The sequence below is a fragment of the Pseudomonas sp. LBUM1644 genome, from assembly GCF_059716195.1.
Window position 1 is genome coordinate 2,494,860 of record NZ_CP166812.1, and the last position, 23,019, is coordinate 2,517,878.

Below are 23,019 nucleotides of genomic sequence, written 5' to 3' on the forward strand. Positions count from 1 at the left end.
GAAGGGCCACGATACCAGCGCGCACGAATTCGCCTATTACGAACAGGAGAGAAAAGGGGCCGAATCTCTGAAAGTCGTCAGCGCGTGCGCCAATGACTCGGATTGCTGGCGGCCGAAATGCGGCCCCATCTGAGTCACGCTGACGGCGACATGATGGAGGCGATATCGTATTTCTGATGACGGACAGATATCAGACTGTGCATCTGGCAGAAGTCGTGGAGCTCTTTAAGATCACCTCCGAGAACTTGGGGTAGATCGATTTCTCACCGCGGAAATTTCGATTGAGATACCTCTCGGGAACTGCAATATCACCTAATTGTCCGGAACAAAGACCATGAATCAGGTTCCCTTGCACAGGCGATCTATCAAGACGCAGTTTGGCTTGCTGCTGGCCGGTGTGGTCGCCGCCTTACTGGTACTGTCTCTTTGGTCCTACCGGGCGCTGAGTACGGTCGCAGTGAACGGCGAGTTGTACAGCCGAATCCTCGCTGGCGAGAACCTTGAAGCCGATGTCCTTCCGCCGCCGCAGTACATCATCGAGAGCTTCTTCGTCGCGAATCAGTTGCGCGGCGCCGCCCCGGCCGAGCGACCCGAGTTGATTGCGCGGCTGGAACAGCAGCGTGATCGCTTCTACACCGGACAGCGACAGTGGGCCCAGAGTCAACTTCCGCAGTCATTGAAGGACCACATCAACCGTGACGTGTTCACTCCGGCCGATGCCTTTTTCACCGAATGGAAGACCGTCTTTCTGCCGGCACTGACGCGCAATGACACGGCGGCCGTCAACCAATCCTATCGGCGCCTCGCGGCGCACTATGACGACAACCGTGCTGCGGTCGACCGTTTGGTCGGCGCGCTGGATCCGTACCGCGCGGGCCTTGAAGCCGAGGCCAAGGACACGATCCGCAATTCCATCGTCGGCCTGGGCCTGCTGGCCGTCTTCATGCTCTGCGGGGCCGTTGCCTTGGTACTGCGCCAAATGGCTAATACGATCGAACGCAATCTTCAGCAACAAGCGGCACTGACGGAAGCTACGCGCACTGCCAACGCTGAACAGACTGCAATGTTCGAGGCCGCCATGCTCGGCATTGCATTCCTCAAGAACGCGGTCATCGTGCGTTGCAACAGCCAATGCGATGCGCTATTCCGCTCCGGGCCTGGTGGGCAAATCGGCCAGTCTGCTCGCGCCTGGTACGACTCAGAGGAGGCCTTTGTCCGCAGCCTCAACGAGGTCTACGCGCAGTTGTCAACCGGGGCCACATGCCAGCGTGAACAGGAACTAGTGCGGGCCGATGGAACGCGCTTCTGGTGCGAACTCAGTGGCTCGGCCATCGACCCTCAGGATCTGGGTAAGGGGTCGGTGTGGATGCTGACCGACGTCACGGCACGCAGAGCCGCGGAACGCGCGCTCGCCGACGAACGCGAGCGGCTGCTGCAGATCCTCGAAAACAGTCCGGTGGGCGTCTTCATCAGCTCGGAAGATGGCAACGCCGTTTTTGCGAATCATCAGATGACGCAGCTGCTGGGCCGGTCTACGGAAGAGCTGTTGGCAGGCAACAGCTTTACGTTGTGGAAGCATCCGCAGAGCATCAAACAGTTTGTCGAACGGCTGCGCCGCGAAGGCATCGTCAAGGACTTCGAGACGGAACTGGTGGGCAAGGACGGCGAAGCTCACTCCGTGCTGGTCAGCACCAGCCGTAGTTGGCAAGGCGAGGCCAGCCTCTTGGTTAGCTGGATTTATGACGTGACGGAACGGCAGAAGAACGAAGAAGCTGTGCGCATCGCCAACGCTGAGCAGTCGGCGATATTCGATTCAGCAACACTGGGCATCGCCTTCATCAGAGCTCGCACCATCGTACGCAGCAACCGCAATCTCGATGCGCTGTTTCGGACCCACGAAGGCGCGCAGATTGGCCAATCCACGCGCGCCTGGTATCCCTCGGACGAACAATTTGCCGAGGAAGGACGTGCCATCTACGAACGACTTGGGTGTGGCGAAATGTACCAACGCGAGCAGGTGCTGGTGCGCGCCGACGGCACGCGCTTCTGGTGCCAAGCCAGTGGGGCGGCCATTGACTTCAACGACCTGTCCAAGGGCACAGTGTGGATGCTGGAGGACATTACCGAACGTAAGACCGCGGAGCAGATGCTCAGCAATGAGCGGAAACGCCTTCAGCAAATACTGGAGAACAGCCCCGTGGCTGTTGCCATTTCCACCGAGGATGGGCATTCCATCTTCGCAAACCACCAGATGACGCAGTTGATGGGCCTGAGTAAGGAGGAGCTGCTCCAAAGCAATATGGCGTCGCTGTGGCAGACCGCCCGGAGCCGCGGGAATTTCATCGCGCTGCTGGAGCAGAACGGCATCGTCAAGAACTATGAGGCCGAGCTGGTGGGGCAGGATGGTCAGTCGCGCAACGTATTGGTCAGTGCCAACCGCCTGGTTCAGGAGGGAACGGTAGAACTGATCAGCTGGATTCATGACATTACCGAGTTCCGCGCGATGGCCAGTGCGCTGGCGATCAGCCAACAGCGCCTGGACCTTGCCCTGAGCAACAGCAATATCGGCCTGTGGGACTGGAATACCGTCACCGACGAGCTTTACACCAATGCGACCTGGTCGACCATGGTGGGCTATCGACCCGAGGATCTGGACATCCTTTACGGGCACACCTATGAACGCTTCAAGGCCATCCTCCATCCGGAGGATGCTTCCAGCGTGGAAGCAGACCTGGCGCATGTCGTTGCGGGGCCGCAATCTGATTTCCGGAGCAAATTTCGGTTGAAGAACACTTCCGGTGAGTGGACCTGGGTCATGGCTAAGGGCCAGGTTGTTGAGCGTGACGATTCGGGGCAGGCCATTCGAATCGTGGGCACTCAGACCGACCTCACGGAGAGCAACCGGGCAGAGGAAGAGCTCAGGAGAATCAATTTCCTCAGCGATCAGGCCTTGGGCCTGACCCGGTCGGGCTACTGGCAGGTACCGCTCGATGGCTCCGGTTGGTACAACTCATCCAAGCGTGCGGCTGACATTTTTGGCGACATTCCGAACGAACACTTCCGCTATCGCGTGGCCGAGGACTGGCTCGCCAATGTCGCAGCCGGCGACCCGGCACATGCCGCAGCAACAGAACAAAACTTCCAGGATGCCATTGACGGCAAGGTTCCGGCCTATGACTCCATCTACGCCTATAAGCGCCCAATCGACGGACGCACTGTCTGGATTCATGCCTATGGCACGGTGTTCTGCGACGCGGATGGCAAGGCCACGGACATGTATGGCGTCACCCAGGACGTGACTGAATACATCAGGACCCAGCAGGAGCTGGCCAAGGCTACGGAGATCGCCGAGGGAGCCACCAAGGCCAAGAGCGATTTCCTGGCCAATATGAGCCATGAAATCCGCACACCGATGAACGCGATCATCGGCATGTCGCACCTCGCCCTAGCAACCGCGTTGGACAAGAAACAGCGCAACTATGTGGAGAAGGTGCACCGCTCGGCAGAGAACCTGCTGGGCATCATCAATGACATCCTCGATTTCTCAAAGATCGAGGCCGGCAAGATGTCCATTGAACAGGTGGATTTCCGGCTCGAGGATGTCTTGGACCATGTGGCCAATTTGATCGGCATGAAGGCGGACGACAAAGGCCTGGAGCTCCTGTTCAACTGCGGGGTCGATGTGCCGACCGCTCTCGTGGGAGATCCGCTGCGCCTGGGACAGGTGCTGGTCAATCTGTGCAGCAACGCGGTCAAGTTCACCGAGCACGGCGAGGTCATCCTCGGCATTGAGGTCGCCAGCCAGGAGCGCGGCGAGGTTAATCTGCATGGCTGGGTCCGCGACACTGGCATAGGCATGACACCCGAGCAGTGCGCCAGACTGTTCCATTCCTTCAGCCAGGCCGACAGCTCGACTACGCGCAGGTACGGCGGCACTGGTCTCGGCTTGGCGATCTCGCGCACGCTGGTGGAGCTGATGAATGGGCGCATCTGGGTGGAGAGCGAACCGGGTAGCGGCTCGATCTTTCACTTCCAGGCCCGCTTCGGCATGCAGGCTGAGCCGATGCCGCGGCGCATGTTCCGCGCCGAGGAATTGCTCGGCGTTCGCACCTTGGTAGTTGACGACAATGCTACTGCGCGCGAGATTCTTTCCACCATGTCGCGCCACTTCGGCATGGAGGTGGATGTGGCGCATGACGGCGCGGAAAGTCTGCGCATGATAAAGGCCGCCCATGAACGGCAATTGGACTATCAACTCGTCCTGATGGACTGGAGGATGCCCGGCATGGACGGCGTCGAGGCGGTACGCCGGATTCAGGCCCTGGACCAAGTGACCGTACCCGCTGCCATCATGGTGACCGCCTTCGGTCGCGAAGAGGCCGTGAGCTCGGCGCTCAGTACTGGCACCCACCTCAGCGCGGTGCTCACCAAACCGATCACGGCCTCGACCCTTCTCGAAGCCGTGGGTGAGGCACTGGGCAAGGGACGGATTTTGCAGAGCCGCTTTGAATCAAAGACCCAGGGGCAACAACAGCTCACAGTGCTACTGCGCGGCGCCCGCGTTCTGTTGGTCGAGGACAATGACCTGAATCAGGAACTGGCGCAGGAGCTTCTGGGACAGGCCGGCATCGAAGTGGTACTGGCCCGGCATGGGCAGGAGGCACTAGACATCCTATCGCGCGACATTGTCTTCGACGGCGTGTTGATGGATTGCCAGATGCCAGTGATGGATGGCTACGAAGCTACGCGCCATCTGCGTGCACAGCCACAGTTCGCTCAACTTCCCATCATTGCGATGACGGCCAACGCGATGGCTGGTGACCGCGAAAAGGTCATCGCTGCGGGCATGACGGATCACATCGCAAAGCCGCTGCGAGTGGACGATATGTTGGGCTGTATGGCGAGGTGGATCAAGCCGGCGACGCCTCAACCCCTAGGCGTCGCTGTGCCGTTGTCCGCGGCTGACGAACTGCCGCCTCTACCCGGCATCGACGTACAAGCCGGCTTGACCACCTCACAGCAGAACATGGCCTTGTACCGGCGTCTGCTGGTCAAGTTCGCCACGGGCCAAATCCACTTTGCCGAGAGCTTTACCCAAGCCCGGCAGGACCGCAGCGAAGCCAAGGCGGCGATCCGCTGTGCGCACACGCTACGCGGCGTGGCAGGCAATATCGGCGCGATGGGCGTGGCCTCCGCCGCAGCGGCGCTAGAGGAAGCCTGCGCGGAGGGCGCAAGCGACGAGACGCTTCAGGCCTTGCTTAAACAGACACTTGCCGCGCTCGACCCAGTGCTCGCAGGGTTGCAGGCAGTCGCGCCGGCAGCCGTATCGCAAGCACCCGCTAGTCGGCACAGCCTACCCCCATCGGCCGAGGCCATTGCAATGCTGGGCAAACTGCGCCAGCTGCTACAGGACAGCGACGCCGAAGCCGGTGATCTGCTTGATGCACTGATCGAGCGCCTGATCGCTGAAGGCGTGGCCTTGGTTCAGGCGCTGGTGCCGGTTTCTCGGGCCATCGAGAACATCGACTTCGATGCCGCGCTCACCAAGCTTGAGGACGTCTTGGCCGAAAACGAAAAATGGTGGATTAGAACACCTGGTTGAAGAAAGGGACGCAATTGAGAGGATGAAATCATACAGCGACCAGTACAGGTGAATGGTAGAAGATGGTACTGATGCGGAATCTATCAGGTATCCGGAAATCAGAATCGTGCCGATGGAAGGCCATTTTCCTCTGACCAATTCAATGAACTCTACCCCCCTGAATTTGCCCTGGAACTCATGATCGGCGATGACCCAAGCGGCATTCGCCCTGCGCCTGCAAAATATAGGTCAACGCATCATCAGCGGTTTCGAAGGCAAGTGCCGTAGCGCCTAAGTGCGATATTGGCTACAGGACCTTGGCACCTATTGTAGGGAAGTCACCCCCAACTTTGGGCGTGCTGACTCAGTCGAATGAAACCTACCGCACCGAAAAATGGCCACTGCGTCGGTGACATTGATCGTAGAGCTGAAGTTGTTAAGTGGCTTGGATATTGCTCCGACTCTCCTGTTGAGAACTCAAGAATGACAGTGATAGGAGATAGACCCCTTGTGGAAATATCCTCTGCTGCTTGGCTTCACGTTGGGAATAGGGATTCTTGCATTCGGATGGGCATTGAGCGTTATCGTTTTGCAGTGGGGGGGGCGGTAAGCCGCCTCCTGATGAATACATCAAGGCATTTCGGTTTTGGGATGCCGAGTAGCGGCCTACTTTGCTGGATGACCGAGGTTTTAAATATGGATTCTCGGAAAGTGAACATCAAACGTCGTACCTTCATCGGCGCTGGAGCTGACCGAGACACTCCCTGCATGTGACCTTGCGATTTCCCTCACAATAAACAACCCAAGTCCTACACTACGCGAATCGCTGTAGGTCTTCGTGCCGCGGGTCATAGGCTCGAACAAAGTGGCCATTAGCGGCTCTGGGATCACCGGACCCTGGTTACACACCGACACCACGGCTTGATCCTCTTCTAGTCGTGAAGTAACAATAATCGGCTGTTTCAAATCACCATAAGCCACACTGTTGGCCACCAGATTGCCAATAATCTGCTGCGCACGATCCGCATCAAGATAAGCGCTACCCGACCCATTGCGCTGATGCAGCAACGTGGCGTTAGGAAACGCAATGCGCAATTCATCGACGCTCAGGCTGACGAGTGCGTGCAGATCAACCGAAGCAGGTGTGATCGAAATCCCGCGTCCGACTCTGGCCATGGCGAAGTCCAGCAGGTCGGAAATCATCCGTTGGGCGCGGTCCGTCGACTGACTGATGTGGCCGAGCATTTTGACTTGGTTGGTGGTGTGTTCGCCTCGGGCGAGGATGTCAGAGGCCATTTTGATCGCGGTCAGCGGGTTTTTTAGGTCGTGGCTAACGATGGCGACCATTTGTTCGGCGAACAAGGCGCGACGTTTGGCTTTTTCATAGGCCTTGCTCAGTTCGCTTTGGGCTTGCTGGAGCGCAGTTTCAGCGGCGGTTTTCTCCCGCAACAGATCTTCGGCGATTTTGCGGGCGCTAAGCAGTTCACGCTCGTACTTGTCGCGGTCGGTGGTACCGAACAGCGCCAGCTCATAAAACGCGCCACTGGCGTGCTCGCGCCTTACACCGTTGAGCAACATGGTGATGGAGCGTTTATCTTGGTGAACCAATTCGAGTTTCACCTCGGCCACAGAGCCTTGCATACGCATCAACGGCGCCCAATGGGTTTGATGGAAAATGCGGCCGCCCATGGTCAGCAGGTCTTGGAAACGCCGGCCGATCAACACGTGGGAATCGAAGCCGATCCAGTGACTGAAAGTCAGGTTGGCGCGCAAGATCGTGCCATCCTCTTTCGTCACTACCAAGCCGCAAGGCGCGCCTTCAAATAGCGTCTGCGGGTCGGGCAGTGGCGGCTCATCAGTCGACATGAGCGCCTACCCACGGCGACAGGAAGCTGTCCATGGCTTCGGAACAGGCACTTGGTGCGCTCATGTGCGGGCAATGACCGACGTTGGCGACCATACAGAGCGTGCTGTTGGGGAGTACAGCGTTCAGGTATTCACCCACGGCGACGGGCGCGATGAGATCGTCGGTGGATTGCAGGATCAAGGTTGGTGTAGTCAGGCCCGCGACGTCCTTGCGGTTGTCCGACATGAACGTCACCCGCGCAAATTGCTTGGCAATCTCGGGTTCGGTACGGCAGAAACTGTTGGTCAATTCTTCGCCCAGCGCCGGCTGACCGGGCGCACCCATGATCACGGGTGCCATGGTGCTGGACCAGCCGAGGTAGTTGCTGTCGAGGGTGTCGAGCAGAGAATGGATGTCTTCGAGTTTAAATCCGCCCACGTAGTCGTCCGAATCGATGTAGCAGGGCGAAGGACCAATCATCACGTGAGCGGTGATTCTTCCGGGAGACTGGCGGTCAGCCAGGGCACCGATCATGGCGCTGACGGAGTGGCCGACCAAAATCACCGGGCCGGTGGCGTACTGATCGATGATTTCGCTCAGGTCCTGAGCGTAGCCAGCCAGCGCATTGTATTTTTCCCGATCATACGCGCCGAGATCTGACTGGCCCGCACCGACCAGGTCATACAGTACAACCTTGAAGCGAGAGGTAAAGTGTTCAAGCAGATAACGCCACATGGTCTGGTCGCAGCCGAAGCCGTGGGAAAAGATCAGTGTCGTAGGACCTTCACCCACCACTTTTATATTGTTGCGATATTGAAGGTTCATGCGTGATATCCGGAGTGTGCCGAAGGGGGTTCCTTCGCGTATTTGGGGGAAAGTTGGCGTATGGGTCGAGGCGGATGATTATGCCGGGAATCAGCCTACCCGAGAACTGCCCTTGGCGACGGGCTGCTTCTGGCCGATTCTGTTGAAAAAGTCGGATTTTCAGATAGCCTGAACTCAGGCACGGCTACCACCGGAGAACCTACTCACCACATTGAGTGGTTTTTCGGCCCTTCGTTGACCTTTGCTGCTCTATTAATGGGTTAGTTTGAGGTTTTTTGCTTAGTGCAGGCGCACCTATCCCGTGACCGGTGGCCCTTGAGATGTAAATTTGGCCAGCCGTCGCAGGTTCTGCACCGCGGCGGCCAGCGTGAACTCATCAGTCGCGCCACTTATGCCACGTAGTCGCAAGCGATCCAATTTCAGGATGCGCTTGAGGTGGGCAAACAGCATTTTGACCTTCTTACGTTCGTGGCGCGAGCGCTGATACGCTGGCGTCGCTGCAATGCGCCGAGCCACATCACGAGCAGCTTCATGGACGCTGCGAGCGATCTTGCGAAACGCAGTGTTCGGGCAGCACTGGGCTTTCATCGGGCACGCTACGCAGTCCGTCTGCCGGGATCGGAAGATGATGGTGTTGGCTTTTGTGACGTGCGAACGCTCATTCTTGAAGGCTCGCCATTCGCTGCGCAAGGCATTGCCGCCTGGACAGCGATACTCCTCAGCCTCTTCATTCCAGTGAAAATTGTTGCTTGAGAAACTGTCGTTCTTGCGCTCGGTTTTGTCCCACACCGGCACATGCGGCTCGATGTCTTTTTCCTCCACCATCCAGGCCAGCATCGGCGCTGTACCGTAAGCGGTATCGCCAATGAGGCGCTACGGCTTGATGTCGAATTGCGCTTCGACCCGCTCGATCATCGTCTTGGTGCTCTCGACCTCAGCCGTTCGATGCGCCGGTGTTGGCTCCACATCCATGATCACGCCGTGCTCGGTATCGATCAGATAATTCGTGGAGTAAGCGTAGAAAGCTGGGCCTCCTGGAGCAGCGGTCCAGCGGGCCTGAGGATCAGTCAGCGACAGGCGCTTCGGTAGCGTTTCGGCCAGAGCCTCTTCATCGAGTGCCTCAAGGTACTCACGCACGGCGCGGGTGCTCAGAGATGGATCGCTCCAGTTGACCTGTTCATCACCCGGTACACTGCGCTGCCGGCGTTCAAATGGGTCTCTTCGCACAACCGCCGCTCTGAGCGAATGCCGTAGCAATAGCCCACGATCAGCATGCGAATCATCAGTTCAGGATCAATCGACGGACGCCCGATCGGGCTATAAAAATCGGCGAGGTAATGGCGCAGGTCGCTCAGATCGAGACACCGATCAATGCTGCGCAGAAGGTGATTGGCTGGAATGTGGTCTTCAAGGTTGAACGAGTAAAACAGCCGCTCCTGCCCACTCGATAACTGTCCCATCATGCTGTGTGATCCCCCTCCGGCCATGAAGAGATTTTGCCGGAGGTCAGTCAGGGGAGCTACTTTTTCAACAGAATCGGCCAAACGGACACTCAGCGGTTCAGCGTAACAGCGGCTTGCAATATCATCACGGCCTTATGTTTCTTTGGATCTAGAGCGTGTCAGGTGCGGGAGATCAGCAGCTTAATCCCAGCGGCTCCGAACACTATGGCCAGGGTACCTTCAATGTATCGGCGCGCCCTGCGATACCCCCCTGATCATGGGCTCGGTGGAAAAGACGATCGCATAACCGCAGAAGATAGTGACACTCAGCATCGCGCATCCGGCCAGAATAATCGCAACCGTTGTTGGCGTAGCTTCCGGCCCCAACCCGAGCGTCATAGTCGCAATCCAACCCAGCAACGCTTTGGGGTTTGTAAGATGCATGAGCAATCCGCGCTGGTAGAGGCTGAAGCCAGAAACCCTCGGTGCAGCCGCGATCCCCTTCTCTAGATGTTCATCGGAAGTAAGCGCGGATCGACCAGCCTTGAAGGCGAGGAATAACAGGTAGACACCCCCGACCACTTTCAAGACACCTAGCGCTTGCGCGTACTGTGCCAGGATGGCTGAGACACCGGTAGCGGCCATCGATCCCCAAAAAAACGAACCACTGATAACGCCTGCCGCCAGCAGCAGCGCAGGCTGCCTGCCTTGATGCATCGCGACCCCCATGATCCGCATATTGCTAGGTCCTGGACTCGCCGCACCAACGATATAGGCGGTGAATACGAGCAGCAGATGGTGCAAATCAAACGACATTTAAAGCCCCTTAGCAAAGTTAGATGTCCGTTAGAAGAAGCCTGTGCCGTCCCGCTTATTCCTTAGTCGGCTCCAGGGCCGATGAGCACACTCTCAATCTGCACACCGGGCATCATCAGTTGCAAGCCATCGATCAGCTTGTCACCCGCTTCCGTCAACGCTTCAAGGGGCATGGCCGGCAAACTCTCCAGAATAAACCACATATGCTTTGCATCTGCGCTCAGCCGTGTTCTCACGCCTTGTCGCCAATTCCAACGACGGCAAGTCACGCCTTTATCATCCCTCCAAATAACTTCGCCGGGCTCAGGAAACTCATGGGCAGCGGAGCCTTCTCTCATAGTGTCAAAGGGTTCCGATCCATCAGCAACAGCAAGTCGTGGCAAGCCCACATAGGCTTCAACGTTTTCACCGCCGACAGGGACTGCATACTCAATACTAATCGCGTTATAGAGATCAACCACTGGATCGATACTCGGCAGGCTGCCATCGCGCAGAACCCGTTTGCGCAGAGCTTCAGCCGAGCAAGGTGTGCGCTGCGGTTTGGCACCGAACGCTCGGAAAAGATCCGCCCAAGCTGTCAGGTGAGCCTCTGCCCATATTGCGCCACCTGCCGAAACCGATTGGCAGGCACGAGCCAAAGCATCTTTACCAATATCCGGATTGGCTATCGGGGCAGCTTCGACCACAATACTCAGCGCTCTGAACCCAGGCGCCAGTTTGACTACATGCTGGTCAATTGACGGTAGTACGGACAGCATCAGAGAATCCTCTCAACCCTAAATTCCACTGCATACTAGGGAATAATGACCAAAATAGTCAATATATCGACCAATACAGGTGCTGACGTTCATACGGTTAGCGAAGCGGTTTCCCGCAAGCTCAAACAGGAGCGAAAGAAGCGGAAAATCACTCTGGACGAGCTTTCCCGTCTCTCCGGTGTAAGCAAAGGCATGGTTGTCGAGATCGAGAAGTGCACTGCCAACCCAAGCATCGCGATTCTTTGCAAAATCGCAGGTGCCTTGGGCCTTTCTGTTGCGGATGTCGTCAACGTGTCCGACGCCCCATCTGCTCACCTCATTGAACGTCAGGAAATCCCCACGTTATGGACCGGTAGTATGGGGGGAACAGCACGCCTGCTTGCAGGGACCACTGGCCCGAACATGATTGAACTATGGCGATGGGAGATGTATCCAGGCGAGACATTCGCTTCATCAGGACACCCTCAGGACACTGTTGAGCTATTTCATGTGGAGAAAGGAATTCTCAAGTTCATAGTGGGTGAGACCGAGTTATCAGTTTCAGAAGGTTGTTCTGCCGTAGCAAAAACCGATGTTCCACACTCCTATTCCAACGGCGGGAAATCCAAGCTGATATTCACCATGTCTGTAACGGAATTACATCTCTCCGCTCCCGAAATATAGGGACAACGGGCGGCGGGTATCTGCTTTGGACAGCAAGGCCATCCGAGGTGTCTGCCGCCAGTTCGTGGTGCTGTGCCAGCAGCTAGGATTGTTCGAAGAAAATCTGGTCGCCATCGACGGCAGTAAATTCAAGGCCGTCAATAACCGCGACCGCAATTTCACCAGCGCTAAGCTGAAACGGCGGATGGAAGAAATTGAATCAAGTATCAATCGGCACCTGACTGCGCTCGACGAAACCGATCGGCAAGAACCCTCGGTCGCTCAGCCCAAGGCTGCTCGTCTGCAAGAGAAAATCGACAAGCTCAAAGCTCAGATGAAAGAGTTGCAGGTCATTGAAACTCAGCTCAACGAATCACCGGATAAACAGGTCTCACTGACCGATCCAGACGCCCGTTCCATGATGACGCGCGGCACTGGAGTCGTCGGTTACAACGTGCAGACAGCGGTCGATACGCAGCACCATTTGATCGTTGCGCATGAGGTGACCAACGTCGGTTCCGACCGCGATCAACTCAGCTCGATGGCCAAGCAGGCCCGCGAGGCGATGGCGTCAGATACGTTGTCGGTAGTGGCTGACAGAGGTTACTTCAAAAGCGAATAAATCCTGGCTTGTCACGATGCAGGCATCACCGCCTATGTGCCCAAGCCGATGACCTCTGGAGCCAAGGCTGACGGGCGTTTCGATAACGATGCCTTCATCTATGACGCGGCAAAAAACGAATACATTTGTCCCGCTGCGCAAGCGTACGGTCGAGCATCCCTTCGGAACACTCAAACAATGGATGGGCGCCACACATTTCCTGACACGAAAGCTGAACGGAGTAAGTGCGGAGATGAGCTTGAACGTCCTCGCCTACAACTTGAAACGAGTCATGAAAATTCTCGGTACCAGCGCTTTAATGAAGGCGCTGTCGGCCTGAAGAGGTCTGTATTTTGGCCACCCAGCAAGGTAAAAGCGGCGCTAGGGGCTCCCAGGCCCTCGTAATGATCCGCAGGACTTGTTGCGAGTAATTACTCAGCTAACAACCGTCAGCGCTGCGCGCCGACAGTGCATCAGCGCGTTTTTACACACTCTGGGCCGAAAGCTGCCGCTCAAGCAGCGGCGCTTTCAGCAATTTTCATCCTCCAGATGAACACTTTTCGACTGAAGAAACGACGACTGGCTCTCCGGGTTTTAGAGCTGGGCAAAGCCTCCATCTACGAACATTTCCGAGCCAGTGACGAAGCTACTGTCGTCCGATAGCAGAAAAAGTGCTGCCTTGGCGATTTCTTCAGATCGGGCCAGTCGGCCCAGGGGGATGGTCGACGCCATCCGGTTCTTGATCTGAGCGATCTGCTCGGTGGGTACTCCCGGCGAATTGAACGCGGCAGTATCAGTGGGACCGGGACTGATCGCGTTGACACGAATGGCGCGAGACTTGAGGTCATTTGCCCACGACCGTGCAAAGGATCGAATAGCTGCCTTCGAAGCGCCGTAGATGCTTCTTGCCGGGTTTCCCTTTGACGCGGCAACGGATGCCATCAGCAGGACGGATGCACCATCCGACAACAGCGGCAGGGCGCCCTGAACGGTGAGCAAGGTGCCGCGCACGTTCACATCAAAGATACGGTTGTATTGTTCGATCTCTATCGCACCCAGTGGCGCGCTTGCTTGAATGGACGCATTGGCAAATACCATGTCCAGACGGCCTTTCTCTTCGGTGATGACCCGAAACAGCCGGTCAAGATCTTCGAGGTTACCGATGTCACCCTGGACACCTGTCACATTCCTACCGATCAAGCGGACTGCTTCATCCAGGTTGGCTTGGCGACGACCCGTAATGAAAACGTGCACGCCTTCTTCCACCAGCAAACGTGCTGTCGCCAAACCAATCCCTGAACTGGCACCGGTGACGAGTGCAATTTTCCCTTCGAGCTTTTTCATGCTGCATTCCCCAAGAATTTCAGTCTTGTCATGGATGTACGGCGGCGACTAGACGTTGTAGCCGCCATCGGCATCAATGATGGTGCCGGTGATGTAAGACGCGGCAGGGCTGGCAAGGAACAGGATCGGTGCAACGACCTCTTCCAGCCGACCGAATCTCGGGAAGCATAAGCGCTCCACCAAGGGCGCCAGAGCGTCACGCAGATGCGCGTTGAGGTCGGTTTTCATGAACCCGGCGTGTACGACGTTGACGTTGATGTTGCGCTCGGCAAGGTCTCGGGCGACGCCTCTGGAATAGCCATCGATGGCTGCGCGCATCGCCGCCAGGTCAGCAATACCTGACATGCCAGGCCGGTTGCCCAGGTTAGAACCGATCATGACGATCCGGCCATGATCGCTGAGTACTTTGGATGCCGCTCGCACCGTGGCCATGAAGCCGGAAAGCGTAACGGCCCAGAAGCGGTCGAACGCTGCAGCGTCGCGGGCTGGATCATCGACTCTGCCCAATTGATCGATGGAGGCGTTGTTGATAAGGATGTCGATACGACCGAATTTGGCCATGACCCGATCAATGAGCGATTGCGCGGCATGGACATCGGCTTGATCCGCTTGAAATGCTTCGCCTCGCCCACCTTGAGCGGTCACATATTCGATCACGTTGCTTGCTTGGTCTTCGGCAAAGACGTAACTGATGGCGACGTCAGCGCCTTGCTCGGCCAGTGCCTTGGCGGTCGCTGCGCCTAAGCCGCGTGACCCGCCGGTTACCAAGGCGACTTTGCCGGTGAATAATTTTGTCATGCTGAATCCCGTGATGGCTGAAGACATTCGTTGATGAGTCTTGAGCCAAAAGTAACCGGGGGAGGGGCGGGCGATAATTGCCTGAGCTGCGATAAAACCTATCGATAGGCGGAATAAATCAGCACGACGTGCACGCTGTTAGCTCAGATGAACCCAGCATGTGCTTGGCGACCTCGTCAGGCAGATGGAACCGGCCAGCGCACTCGGCTGCTGAGCAAAATTGTGCGCAATGATGGGTTGCAATACGGTTTCGAAACGGGGCCTCATCGCCGGTGAATGCCTGTGTCAGACACAGGCTCACTCCGCCGGCTTCATGCGTTGAATAACTCTCTGTGAAGCGTGACGAACGCTTGCACGGTCATTGGCGCTTGTCCGGTGACGTCGCGAATGATCGTGTCTTCCCCTTCGAACACACCGTGCTGGTAATCCAGAGCCACTTCGCCCAGGTGTTGAACGACGAAAGCAGGTAAGCCGGCTTCAAGCAGTTCGTGTTTGTATTCTTCGAGGCTGATTTGCTGATAGGTGATCTTGCGTTCAAGCACCTCACCGATGGCGTCCGCGACACCTTGCTGATTTAACTCGGTAGGTCCATGCAACGTGTAGGTTTGGCCTGCATGTTGTTTCGGATTTTCGAGAATAGCGGCAATCAGGCGGGCCTGATCCTCAGCGGCGATGGGGGCGTGGCGTCCCTCACCAAACGGCAGGCGGATCTCGCCTTTTTCCAGGATGTGCGAGCGGAAATGTGGGTAGATCAGCCACTGCGCAAAGTAGGTTGGGCGAAGGTGAGTCATTGCCAGTCCCGACCAATCAAACACGCGCTCCGCCGTCCAGTGATCAAGGGCCGCATTGCTCTTGGCTTCGCGCCTCGCGGAAATCTGCGACATGTTGACGACGGCTTCGACGCCGGCTTCTTTTGCTGCTTGGGCGAAACGTGCGGTGGCATCAATCAAGCCTGGGGTAATCGGGTACACGAAGTAAGCGGTGCGAATACCTTCAAGCGCGCTGCGGACGGCATTCAGGTCCAGCAGATCACCGAGCACAACTTCGGCGCCCATGGCGCGAAGCTCTGCCGATCGTTCATCTTCCTTGTGCACAAGGGCCCTGACCGGAACACCTTTAGCGGTGAGGATTTCGATGGTTTTACGACCGGTGTACCCGGTAGCGCCCGTTACGAGAATGGTGGCTTGCGTCATGTTGGTAGCCTCTGGTTGCGGTGCGAAAGGTTAAATATTACGCTCGTCATAAATATAGATGTTAATTAACATCTAAGTCAAACACCATTGATCAGGATTTTTGGTATGCGCAAATCACGGCAGGAAACCAGCGAAACCCGGCAGCGGATCGTTGAGGCGGCCAGCATCGAGTTTCGCAAGAGCGGCATAAGCGGGACGGGCCTCTCGGGGCTGATGGCGGCTGCGGGCTTAACGCACGGCGGTTTTTATCGCCACTTCGAATCGAAAGATCAGGTGCTTGCCGAGGCATGCGGCGTGGCGGTCGACGGGCTGGTATCAGAGCTGGGGGAGGTCGCTGGCGACGGAGGATTTAATGCGATCGTGGGTCATTATCTTTCGGCTCAACACCGTGATTCGCTAGAACAGAGCTGTCCTTATGCGGCGCTTGGGAGTGAGCTGGTCCGGAGCAACGAGCAGGTAAAGGACGTCGCGACCCAGGGTCTGGAAAGAGTCATTGAATTGTTGGCCGACCAGTCTGAGTCCGGAAAAAGCGAGTCCGCGCGTGCTCGTGCGCTCGTCGCGATGTGCACGATGATGGGGGCGCTCTCTTTGTCGAGAATGGCCTCGCGCCCAGCGCTTTCAGCTGAAATTCTGGAGACTGCTGTGAGCCATCTGACAAAATCGGAAGTGTCAGATGCTTAAGCACCTGCCGAGCTGGCGACCGCTTTCAGATTCGCTCGGGTTGCCTCAATGATTTCCTCGGAAAGCTGAGGATTCGTGGTTTTGGTCGCCCGCGCCATAGCCACACTGCCGACCATGCTGCACATGAAAAACAACGCTTCGCGACGTGCGGTTTCATCCGCGAAATCTCCAGAAAGCACTTCCTGGAGGATTGCAACCATGTCCTCGAAACCGTGGGTAAAGGTGTTTTTAACGGCGTCATCCTGACTTTTGACTTCGCACGTGTATGCAGCCATCGGACAGCCTTCGGCGACGGCTTCGACATGTTCGGGTGATACATAGGCGTCAATTATCGTTTCCAGGTCATTCGCAGCCGACCCCATCATGGCGCGCCATGAAGCGCGACCGTTGGCCAGCGCTTGCCGGCACGCTGCCTCGACCAGCAGGTTCTTGGATCTGAAATGACCGTAAAAACCACCTTGGGTCAGTCCTGCTTCTTCGCTGATTTGCGCGACGCCGGTGGCGGCGAAGCCCTGTTTCTGGAACAAACTAGACGCGGCCGCGACCAGTGCATCGCGGTTGTAGGCATTTTGTTCTTTTGAAACCTTCACGCATTCACTCCTGAACTACACTCATCCATTTATTGTGATCGCCTTCAATAGGATGGATTCTTTTGAGGGTGATCACTATGATAGTTGCACCACGTCGGCATTTAAACCCTTCCCGCAGGTACTCCAGCATGAAAGCGATCCAGATCAACGCTTACGGCGATCCCCTAGAAGGTCTTGAACTGGTCGACATCGCTGAGCCGCCGCCACCAGGGCCGGATGAAGTGTTGATAGGCGTCGAGTTTGCGCCGGTCAACCACAACGATTTACTGTTGTTTGGCGGTAAGTTTCCAGTCCATCCGCCATTACCGAGTGTGGTCGGCAACGAAGGCGTGGGTATCGTGTTGGCCGTCGGAGAGGGCGTAGAGAACGTGAAGGTCGGGGATCGCGTGACGCCACCGCTTTACAGCTTTACTTGGCGCGAGCGGATGGTGATTCCCGCCGCAGACCTCTTCGTTTTACCCGTGGACGCCGATATTCAGCAGCTCGCTATGCTGCGCATCAATCCGCCAACAGCAGCTTTGTTGTTGAGTGAGTTCGTTGACCTGAGCCCCGGCGATTGGGTGGTACAGAACTGCGCGAATTCCGGAGTGGGCAGGGCAGTGATTGCCATCGCCAAGGGGCGCGGATTACGAACGGTCAATTTTGTACGTCGCCAGGATCAGGTCGCAGAAGTCGAAGCCGCAGGTGGCGACATCGTGTTGGTGGATGAAAATGATGCGACTGAACGGGTGCAGGAAATGGTCGGTGACGGGGCGGTGCGCCTGGCGCTCTGCGGCATCAGCGGGGTGGCTACTGCGCGATTGGTCAGCGCGCTTTCCACTGGTGGATCGTTGGTCAATTACGCACAAATGAGCGGTGACATGTCGGCACCGGGCGATCTCAGACCGCTCATGAGGAAGAGCATCACGATGCACAATTTTTATCAGAACAAACCTGCGTTCACGGCGAAAGTCCCGGAAATATTGCGTGAGGCCGTTGAGTTGATCAGGTCCGGCAAGCTCAAGGTTCCTGTGGCCGCTGTCTATCCGCTGGCATCGTTCGAGGAAGCGATCATTCACACGCAAAAAGGCGGAAAGGTACTGTTGCAGATCAACGGGGCTCAGTAACAACGTGGGTGAAAGGAGCGCCGAGTTTCGGCGCTCTCCAATCATCAGGTCAGAATGTGAGACCGAAAGCGGAAAACGCGCGGTCCATGCGGTCGTCGAGCAATGCCTTGGTTTCCTTCCAGGCCGGCACTTCATCCAGCAGGCTTTGTTGCCAGGCCATGATGTTCGGGAATTCATCGTACGGCGCTTTCGTCCTTGCCATCTGCGAGAACGGTGCGGCGATATCGAAGTCCGCCAGCGTTGCTTGATCGCCGACAACGAATTGCTTGCCTTCGAGGTGCTTGTCGAGCGTGGCGGCGTTGCTGCGAATGTTGGTGAAAATGAACTCGACCAACGTCGGGTCTTCCGCCACGCCCATCACGCGTTTGCCGATGCGCTCGTTGAACAGATAGGACGAAAACACCCGCCAGTGTTCAGCGGACCAAAACATCCATTGCAATGTTTCATACCGCGCTTTGCCTTTGGGCAGCAGCGGCGAGTCGAATTTCTCCGCCAGGTAGAGGTTAATGGCCGAAGCCTCAGAGATGACGGTATCGCCATCGACCAGTACCGGTACGCGACCGATCGGATTGATTGCCAGGAATTCTGGCGCTTGGCTTTCGCCTTTCAACAAGTCGACCGGGATATGTTCGAACTGAATGCCCATGTGTTTTGCAGCGGTCCATACGCGGCGAAAACTGCCGGAACCGCTGTCGCCGTAGATGCTGATGGTCATGACTGACTCCCTGATACTGAATGTTGAGGATGTTGCGAAGGGCCAGACTAATTGAGCGCTTCAAAAGTGATAATTGGCTGGGCGGCGATAAAATTTATCGTCGACCGGAATAAATGAGGGGCTGTGTGGACAGGTTTTCGGCGTTAGAAATTTTTGTCAGAGTGGTCGAGATCGGCAGCTTTACGCATACGGCGACCGAGTTGTCGATCAGTCAATCGACGGTCAGCAAGCAGATTACCGATCTGGAAAAACAACTACAGGCCAAGCTGTTCTCACGCACCACCCGGCGCCTGTTTCTGACCGAAGCCGGTGAACGGTTCTATGAGCAGGCCAAGCTGATTCTTGACCAGTACTCCATGGCCTTGGGCGATGCTCTTAATACCAGGCAGACACCTTCAGGCACATTACGGATCGCTACGCCGATCTTGCTCGGCCGAAAGCAATTGACCCCGTTGCTGCCGCGTTTTTTCCAGCGCTATCCGGACATTGTGGTGGAGCATTACCTGAGCGATTCAGCGACAGACCTGATTCGCGATGGCGTCGATGTGTCGATCCGCGTGGGCGAAATGAAAGACAGTTCTCACCAGGCGCGAAAACTCGGCGCTCTCCAACCGGTCACTGTCGCCTCGCCGACGTTCCTGGAAAAATACCCCGGGATTTTTCATCCTCGTGACCTGGGTTCAGTGCCTTGTCTGATTTACTTACGCCACCCAACTCCGTTCCAGTGGACGTTTACCGGGGCCCATAGCGAAAAGGTCTCGGTCGACGTTGATGGACCTTATCGGGTGAACGTATTCGAAGCGCTCTGCGATGCCGCGATTGCAGGGCTCGGTGTGTTGCAAGCGCCGTTGTCGGCGTGTGGCGCGGACCTTGAAGCCGGACGTCTGGTCCGGTTGCTGGCGGATTACGACGCCGCGTTTGTCCCCATCTACGCGGTGATGCCTTCTTCGTCCTGGATCCCGCAAAAGACCCGGGTCATGGTGGATTTCCTGGTGGAAGAATTCCAGCGCAATCCGTGGCTCAGGGGGCCGGATTAAAGCTCTGGTGCGGCGGGAAACGCCTGCATGGCGACTTGAACGATCTCCAACAGTTGCTCTGAACTGGCTCCATCTCTGGCATGCACAGCCAATCCTCGGGCCACGACGTTGAAATAGCCAGCCAGGGCTTTGACGTCGGTATTGGCGGGGATGTCGCCTTCTTCGACCCCGCGCTGAATCCTCGCTTCCATCATCTGCCGAGCCATCGCTCTGTGCTGCGTCATCATCTCGCGAACCGAATGCAGCGCCGGAGGTACGTGCACGCATGCCACGGAAATCATGCAGCCGGAAGGTAGATCGTCTCGGGTGAATTCGGTCGCTGTCGCTTCCATCAATCGTTTGAAAGCGGTCCGCGTATCCGTCGGGTCACTCAAGATGCCCATGAACCACTCACCCGATGCTTCGAGATAGGCGTTGGTCGCTTCTGCGTAGAGCTGCTCTTTGCTGCCAAACGAGTTGTAGAAGCTGGACGGACTGATCCCCATGGCCGCGACCAGACTCTCGAAGGACGTGCCTTCGTAACCCGACTCCCAGAACAATTTCATTGCCTGATGCACAGCGGTCGCCCGGTCAAAGTTCGAGGGTCGGCCACGGCTGCGTTTTTTGGGTTCGGATAATTTTGGTTCGATCACTCCAATATTCCTTGACGAGGGGATTTCTGTCGCCATAGTATTGCATATCGGAGCAACCACTCCAAAAACATTTATCCCCCGGTTCAACGCATTGATAACGAGGTGACCTTTATGAAGATTGGAATGTTGGGCTCCGGCACTGTGGCGTTGTCCATTGCTCGACACGCGATTGAACAGGGTCACGAAGTGCTCCTGAGCAACCGCAGCGGAGCAGGCAAATTGGCCGATGTGCTTTCTGAGTTGGGACCTAAGGCATCCGTGGTCACCCTCGCCGAAGCCGCCGCCGCCCCGGTGGTATTGCTGGCGACGCCGTGGACCACCATAGAGACAGTCTTGAGTGATCTGCCGGCCTGGAATAACCGGATTCTTATCGATGCGACTAATCCATTTCTGGAAGTCACGCCCAAGTGGGTGTTGGCCGATCTGGGCGAGCGGGGCGCGAGTGAAATAGTGGCTGAACTGGCACCGGGCGCTCGTGTGGTTAAAGCGTTCAACAACATTGTCATGACCAACTTCAACGCTGGCCCTGTCCGCGGCCAAGCACGCAGGGTGCTCTTCGTCTCGGGTGACGACAGCGAGGCCAAGGCCTTCGTGACCGAGTTCATCAACAAAATGGGTTTTCGCACCATCGATCTCGGTGGGCTCAAGGATGGCGGAAAAATGCAACAAGCCGGCGGCCCTCTGGGCGGGCATGACTTCCTGATCTCTCAATAACTTTCTTTCGAAACAAACTATCCTTCTGGAGTGCAAAACCATGATTGACGAAAACGGCCCACACTATTTCATCGCCTTCCAAACCCCTGGCCCAAAATGGGTTCCGGGCGTCAGATACAACGAACAACCTGAGTTCATGGATCATGTGAACTACATGATCGAATTGCACCAGAAGGGCCTGATCGTGCTCAGCGGTCCGTTCATGGAAAAGGCTGGCGGTCTTAATGGCGTACTGGCAGACGGCGGCATGACGATTTTCAAGGCGGCGGATCTCGAAGAAGCCATAAAAATTGGCACTGACGATCCGACGGTGAAGTCCGGCTTCCTGAACGTCGAAGTGAAGATGATGTGGGTACCGTTCCATACCTGATCGGTACGAACTGCCTCGATTCCCCTTTTCCTCTGGAGTACAGAATCATGATTGACGAGAACGGCCCACATTATTTTGTCGCCTTCCAAACCCCTGGCCCGAACTGGGTCCAGGGCGTGAAGTACAACGAGCAGCCCGGGTTCATGGACCATGTGGGATACATGATCGAAATGCAGGAGAAAGGCCTGACCGTTCTCAGCGGCCCGTTCATGGAAAAAGCCGGCGGGCTAAATGGCGTACTGGCTGACGGCGGCATGACGATCTTCAAGGCCGCTGACCTCGAAGAAGCCATCAAGATCGGCACTGACGATCCAACGGTCAAGTCAGGCTTATTGAACGTCGAGGTGAAGATGATGTGGGTACCGTTTCATACCTGATCGGTGCGGTACGCTGGCGAAGTCTGTCCGCACTACGGCCGTGCGGACAGACTTGCAAATTGCTGCGTTATCCAATCGATGAATACACGCGTGCGAGCGCTCATGTGACGGTTGGGTGGATAGACCAGGTGAAATGGATAGGCAGGAGGTTGCCAGTCTTGCAGCACGGGGATGAGTCTGCCGTCTTCAAGATAGGGCCGCAGCTTCCACTCGAAACTGTAAAGCAGGCCAATCCCCGTGAGCCCTGCGGCCAGATGGGCATTGCTTTCGTTTACGGTCAACAACGTAGGTACTTCGATGGTCAACGGCTCACCGTTTTTTTGAAATATCAGCGGCGTGGACCTTCCAGAAGACGTCGATTGATAGTTGATCACCACATGGCCGGTGCTCAAATCACCCGGGTGTAAGGGAATGCCATGTTGTTGCAGATAAGCCGGCGTCGCAGCCGTTACCCACGGTGACGAGCCCAAAGGACGCGCTACCATGGAAAGATCATTGATTACGCCACTTCTGACTGCGCAATCGGCTCGTTCACGGATCAGATGCGCCGCTCGGTCACCCACGCTGATTTCGATTTCGATGGCGGGGTACTTTGCGTAAAAATCGGGCAGGCGAGGAATGATGACATTGCTCGCGACCCAAGCGCTGGCATCGACGTGGACAAGGCCATGAAGTTCGGCTGCCACACTGTCGAAAGAGCCATCGATTTCTCTCAACTCCTCTAACCAGCGCGTGGTTCGCTCATAGTAAGCCGCACCTTCGGGAGTCACCTGCACACTGCGCGTCGATCGTTTCAGCAGTTTAACTTTCAGATGCGCTTCCAGATCGCTGATCAGCTTACTGACAGTGGTCTTGGGCATGCCCAGGGATTTCGCCGCCTTGGTGAATCCGGCCAGTTCAACCACTTGCACAAAAACTCTGATCGCATTGAGCTGATCCACTCATTTCTCC

General features: G+C 56.6%; 19 protein-coding genes and 2 pseudogenes. 9 read left to right on the forward strand and 12 right to left on the reverse strand.

The genetic code is table 11. The annotated features are described in order from the left end of the window. The first annotated feature begins 334 nt into the window (after positions 1–334). Positions 335–5,602, forward strand: a complete 5,268-nt coding sequence (locus ACA052_RS11275; protein ID WP_497649729.1) for a PAS domain S-box protein — start codon at positions 335–337, stop codon at positions 5,600–5,602. 669 nt (positions 5,603–6,271) lie between these two features. Here ACA052_RS11275 and ACA052_RS11280 read toward each other — a convergent pair. The 5 genes and pseudogenes from ACA052_RS11280 to ACA052_RS11300 all read right to left on the reverse strand — a co-directional run bounded on the left by ACA052_RS11280 (position 6,272) and on the right by ACA052_RS11300 (position 11,268). Beyond that, positions 6,272–7,447, reverse strand: coding sequence for a PAS domain-containing sensor histidine kinase (locus ACA052_RS11280; RefSeq protein ID WP_497649730.1), 1,176 nt, complete (start codon positions 7,445–7,447; stop codon positions 6,272–6,274). Beyond that, positions 7,437–8,252: an alpha/beta fold hydrolase gene (locus ACA052_RS11285; protein ID WP_497649731.1), complete on the reverse strand. Its 816-nt coding sequence runs from the start codon at positions 8,250–8,252 to the stop codon at positions 7,437–7,439. The genes ACA052_RS11280 and ACA052_RS11285 overlap by 11 nt, the downstream gene beginning before the upstream one ends. Positions 8,253–8,546: 294 nt before the next feature. Continuing rightward, a pseudogene (locus tag ACA052_RS11290) lies at positions 8,547–9,715 on the reverse strand (transposase). Between the two features lie 219 nt (positions 9,716–9,934). Continuing rightward, entirely contained in the window at positions 9,935–10,510 is a 576-nt protein-coding gene (locus ACA052_RS11295; protein ID WP_497649732.1) for a LysE family translocator, read from the reverse strand. 62 nt (positions 10,511–10,572) lie between these two features. Further along, complete coding sequence (locus tag ACA052_RS11300) at positions 10,573–11,268, reverse strand: B3/B4 domain-containing protein (RefSeq protein WP_497649733.1); 696 nt, start codon at positions 11,266–11,268, stop codon at positions 10,573–10,575. A 45-nt stretch (positions 11,269–11,313) separates the two neighbouring features. Here ACA052_RS11300 and ACA052_RS11305 point away from each other — a divergent pair, with 45 nt between their 5' ends. Both ACA052_RS11305 and ACA052_RS11310 read left to right on the forward strand, forming a co-directional pair. Further along, the gene (locus ACA052_RS11305) at positions 11,314–11,931 is read left to right on the forward strand and encodes a helix-turn-helix domain-containing protein (protein WP_497649734.1); all 618 of its coding nucleotides are present in this window, start codon (positions 11,314–11,316) and stop codon (positions 11,929–11,931) included. A gap of 28 nt (positions 11,932–11,959) precedes the next feature. Next, positions 11,960–12,851 (forward strand): annotated as a pseudogene (locus tag ACA052_RS11310) (transposase); the annotation flags it as partial. Positions 12,852–13,105: 254 nt separating this feature from the next. Here the strand turns inward: ACA052_RS11310 and ACA052_RS11315 are convergent. From ACA052_RS11315 to ACA052_RS11325, 3 genes are all read right to left on the reverse strand, one after another. Next, positions 13,106–13,855 (reverse strand): SDR family NAD(P)-dependent oxidoreductase, encoded by a 750-nt coding sequence (locus tag ACA052_RS11315; protein WP_497649735.1) that lies wholly within the window; start codon positions 13,853–13,855, stop codon positions 13,106–13,108. Between the two features lie 48 nt (positions 13,856–13,903). Continuing rightward, a complete protein-coding gene (locus ACA052_RS11320) occupies positions 13,904–14,653 on the reverse strand; it encodes an SDR family NAD(P)-dependent oxidoreductase (RefSeq protein ID WP_497649736.1) in 750 nt (249 codons plus the stop codon). Positions 14,654–14,964: 311 nt separating this feature from the next. Continuing rightward, positions 14,965–15,846, reverse strand: a complete 882-nt coding sequence (locus ACA052_RS11325; protein ID WP_497649737.1) for an NmrA family NAD(P)-binding protein — start codon at positions 15,844–15,846, stop codon at positions 14,965–14,967. Between the two features lie 105 nt (positions 15,847–15,951). Here ACA052_RS11325 and ACA052_RS11330 point away from each other — a divergent pair, with 105 nt between their 5' ends. After that, positions 15,952–16,527, forward strand: a complete 576-nt coding sequence (locus tag ACA052_RS11330; RefSeq protein WP_497649738.1) for a TetR/AcrR family transcriptional regulator — start codon at positions 15,952–15,954, stop codon at positions 16,525–16,527. On the opposite strand, the gene ACA052_RS11335 is transcribed toward ACA052_RS11330, so the two are convergent. After that, positions 16,524–17,117, reverse strand: coding sequence for a TetR/AcrR family transcriptional regulator (locus ACA052_RS11335; RefSeq protein ID WP_497649739.1), 594 nt, complete (start codon positions 17,115–17,117; stop codon positions 16,524–16,526). The two genes, ACA052_RS11330 and ACA052_RS11335, sit on opposite strands and share 4 nt — an antisense overlap. Before the next feature lie 128 nt (positions 17,118–17,245). On the opposite strand from ACA052_RS11335, the gene ACA052_RS11340 reads away from it, so the two are divergent. Next, positions 17,246–18,223 (forward strand): zinc-dependent alcohol dehydrogenase family protein, encoded by a 978-nt coding sequence (locus ACA052_RS11340; protein WP_497649740.1) that lies wholly within the window; start codon positions 17,246–17,248, stop codon positions 18,221–18,223. A 49-nt stretch (positions 18,224–18,272) separates the two neighbouring features. On the opposite strand, the gene ACA052_RS11345 is transcribed toward ACA052_RS11340, so the two are convergent. Beyond that, entirely contained in the window at positions 18,273–18,938 is a 666-nt protein-coding gene (locus ACA052_RS11345; RefSeq protein ID WP_497649741.1) for a glutathione S-transferase family protein, read from the reverse strand. Between the two features lie 125 nt (positions 18,939–19,063). On the opposite strand from ACA052_RS11345, the gene ACA052_RS11350 reads away from it, so the two are divergent. Beyond that, the gene (locus ACA052_RS11350) at positions 19,064–19,975 is read left to right on the forward strand and encodes a LysR family transcriptional regulator (protein WP_497649742.1); all 912 of its coding nucleotides are present in this window, start codon (positions 19,064–19,066) and stop codon (positions 19,973–19,975) included. On the opposite strand, the gene ACA052_RS11355 is transcribed toward ACA052_RS11350, so the two are convergent. Then, positions 19,972–20,607, reverse strand: coding sequence for a TetR/AcrR family transcriptional regulator (locus ACA052_RS11355; protein ID WP_497649743.1), 636 nt, complete (start codon positions 20,605–20,607; stop codon positions 19,972–19,974). The genes ACA052_RS11350 and ACA052_RS11355 overlap by 4 nt on opposite strands. Positions 20,608–20,718: 111 nt before the next feature. Between ACA052_RS11355 and ACA052_RS11360 the strand changes: the two genes are divergently transcribed. Genes ACA052_RS11360 through ACA052_RS11370 form a run of 3 tightly spaced genes read left to right on the forward strand, consistent with a single transcriptional unit; the run spans position 20,719 to position 22,068 of the window. After that, the gene (locus ACA052_RS11360) at positions 20,719–21,321 is read left to right on the forward strand and encodes an NADPH-dependent F420 reductase (RefSeq protein WP_497649744.1); all 603 of its coding nucleotides are present in this window, start codon (positions 20,719–20,721) and stop codon (positions 21,319–21,321) included. A 40-nt stretch (positions 21,322–21,361) separates the two neighbouring features. Beyond that, the gene (locus ACA052_RS11365; RefSeq protein WP_497649745.1) at positions 21,362–21,691 is read left to right on the forward strand and encodes a YciI family protein; all 330 of its coding nucleotides are present in this window, start codon (positions 21,362–21,364) and stop codon (positions 21,689–21,691) included. Between the two features lie 47 nt (positions 21,692–21,738). Further along, positions 21,739–22,068, forward strand: coding sequence for a YciI family protein (locus tag ACA052_RS11370; protein WP_077047328.1), 330 nt, complete (start codon positions 21,739–21,741; stop codon positions 22,066–22,068). Positions 22,069–22,100: 32 nt separating this feature from the next. Here ACA052_RS11370 and ACA052_RS11375 read toward each other — a convergent pair whose 3' ends face one another. Continuing rightward, on the reverse strand, positions 22,101–23,009 hold the full coding sequence (locus ACA052_RS11375) for a LysR family transcriptional regulator (protein ID WP_497649746.1): 909 nt from the start codon (positions 23,007–23,009) through the stop codon (positions 22,101–22,103). Between the last annotated feature and the right edge of the window lie 10 nt (positions 23,010–23,019).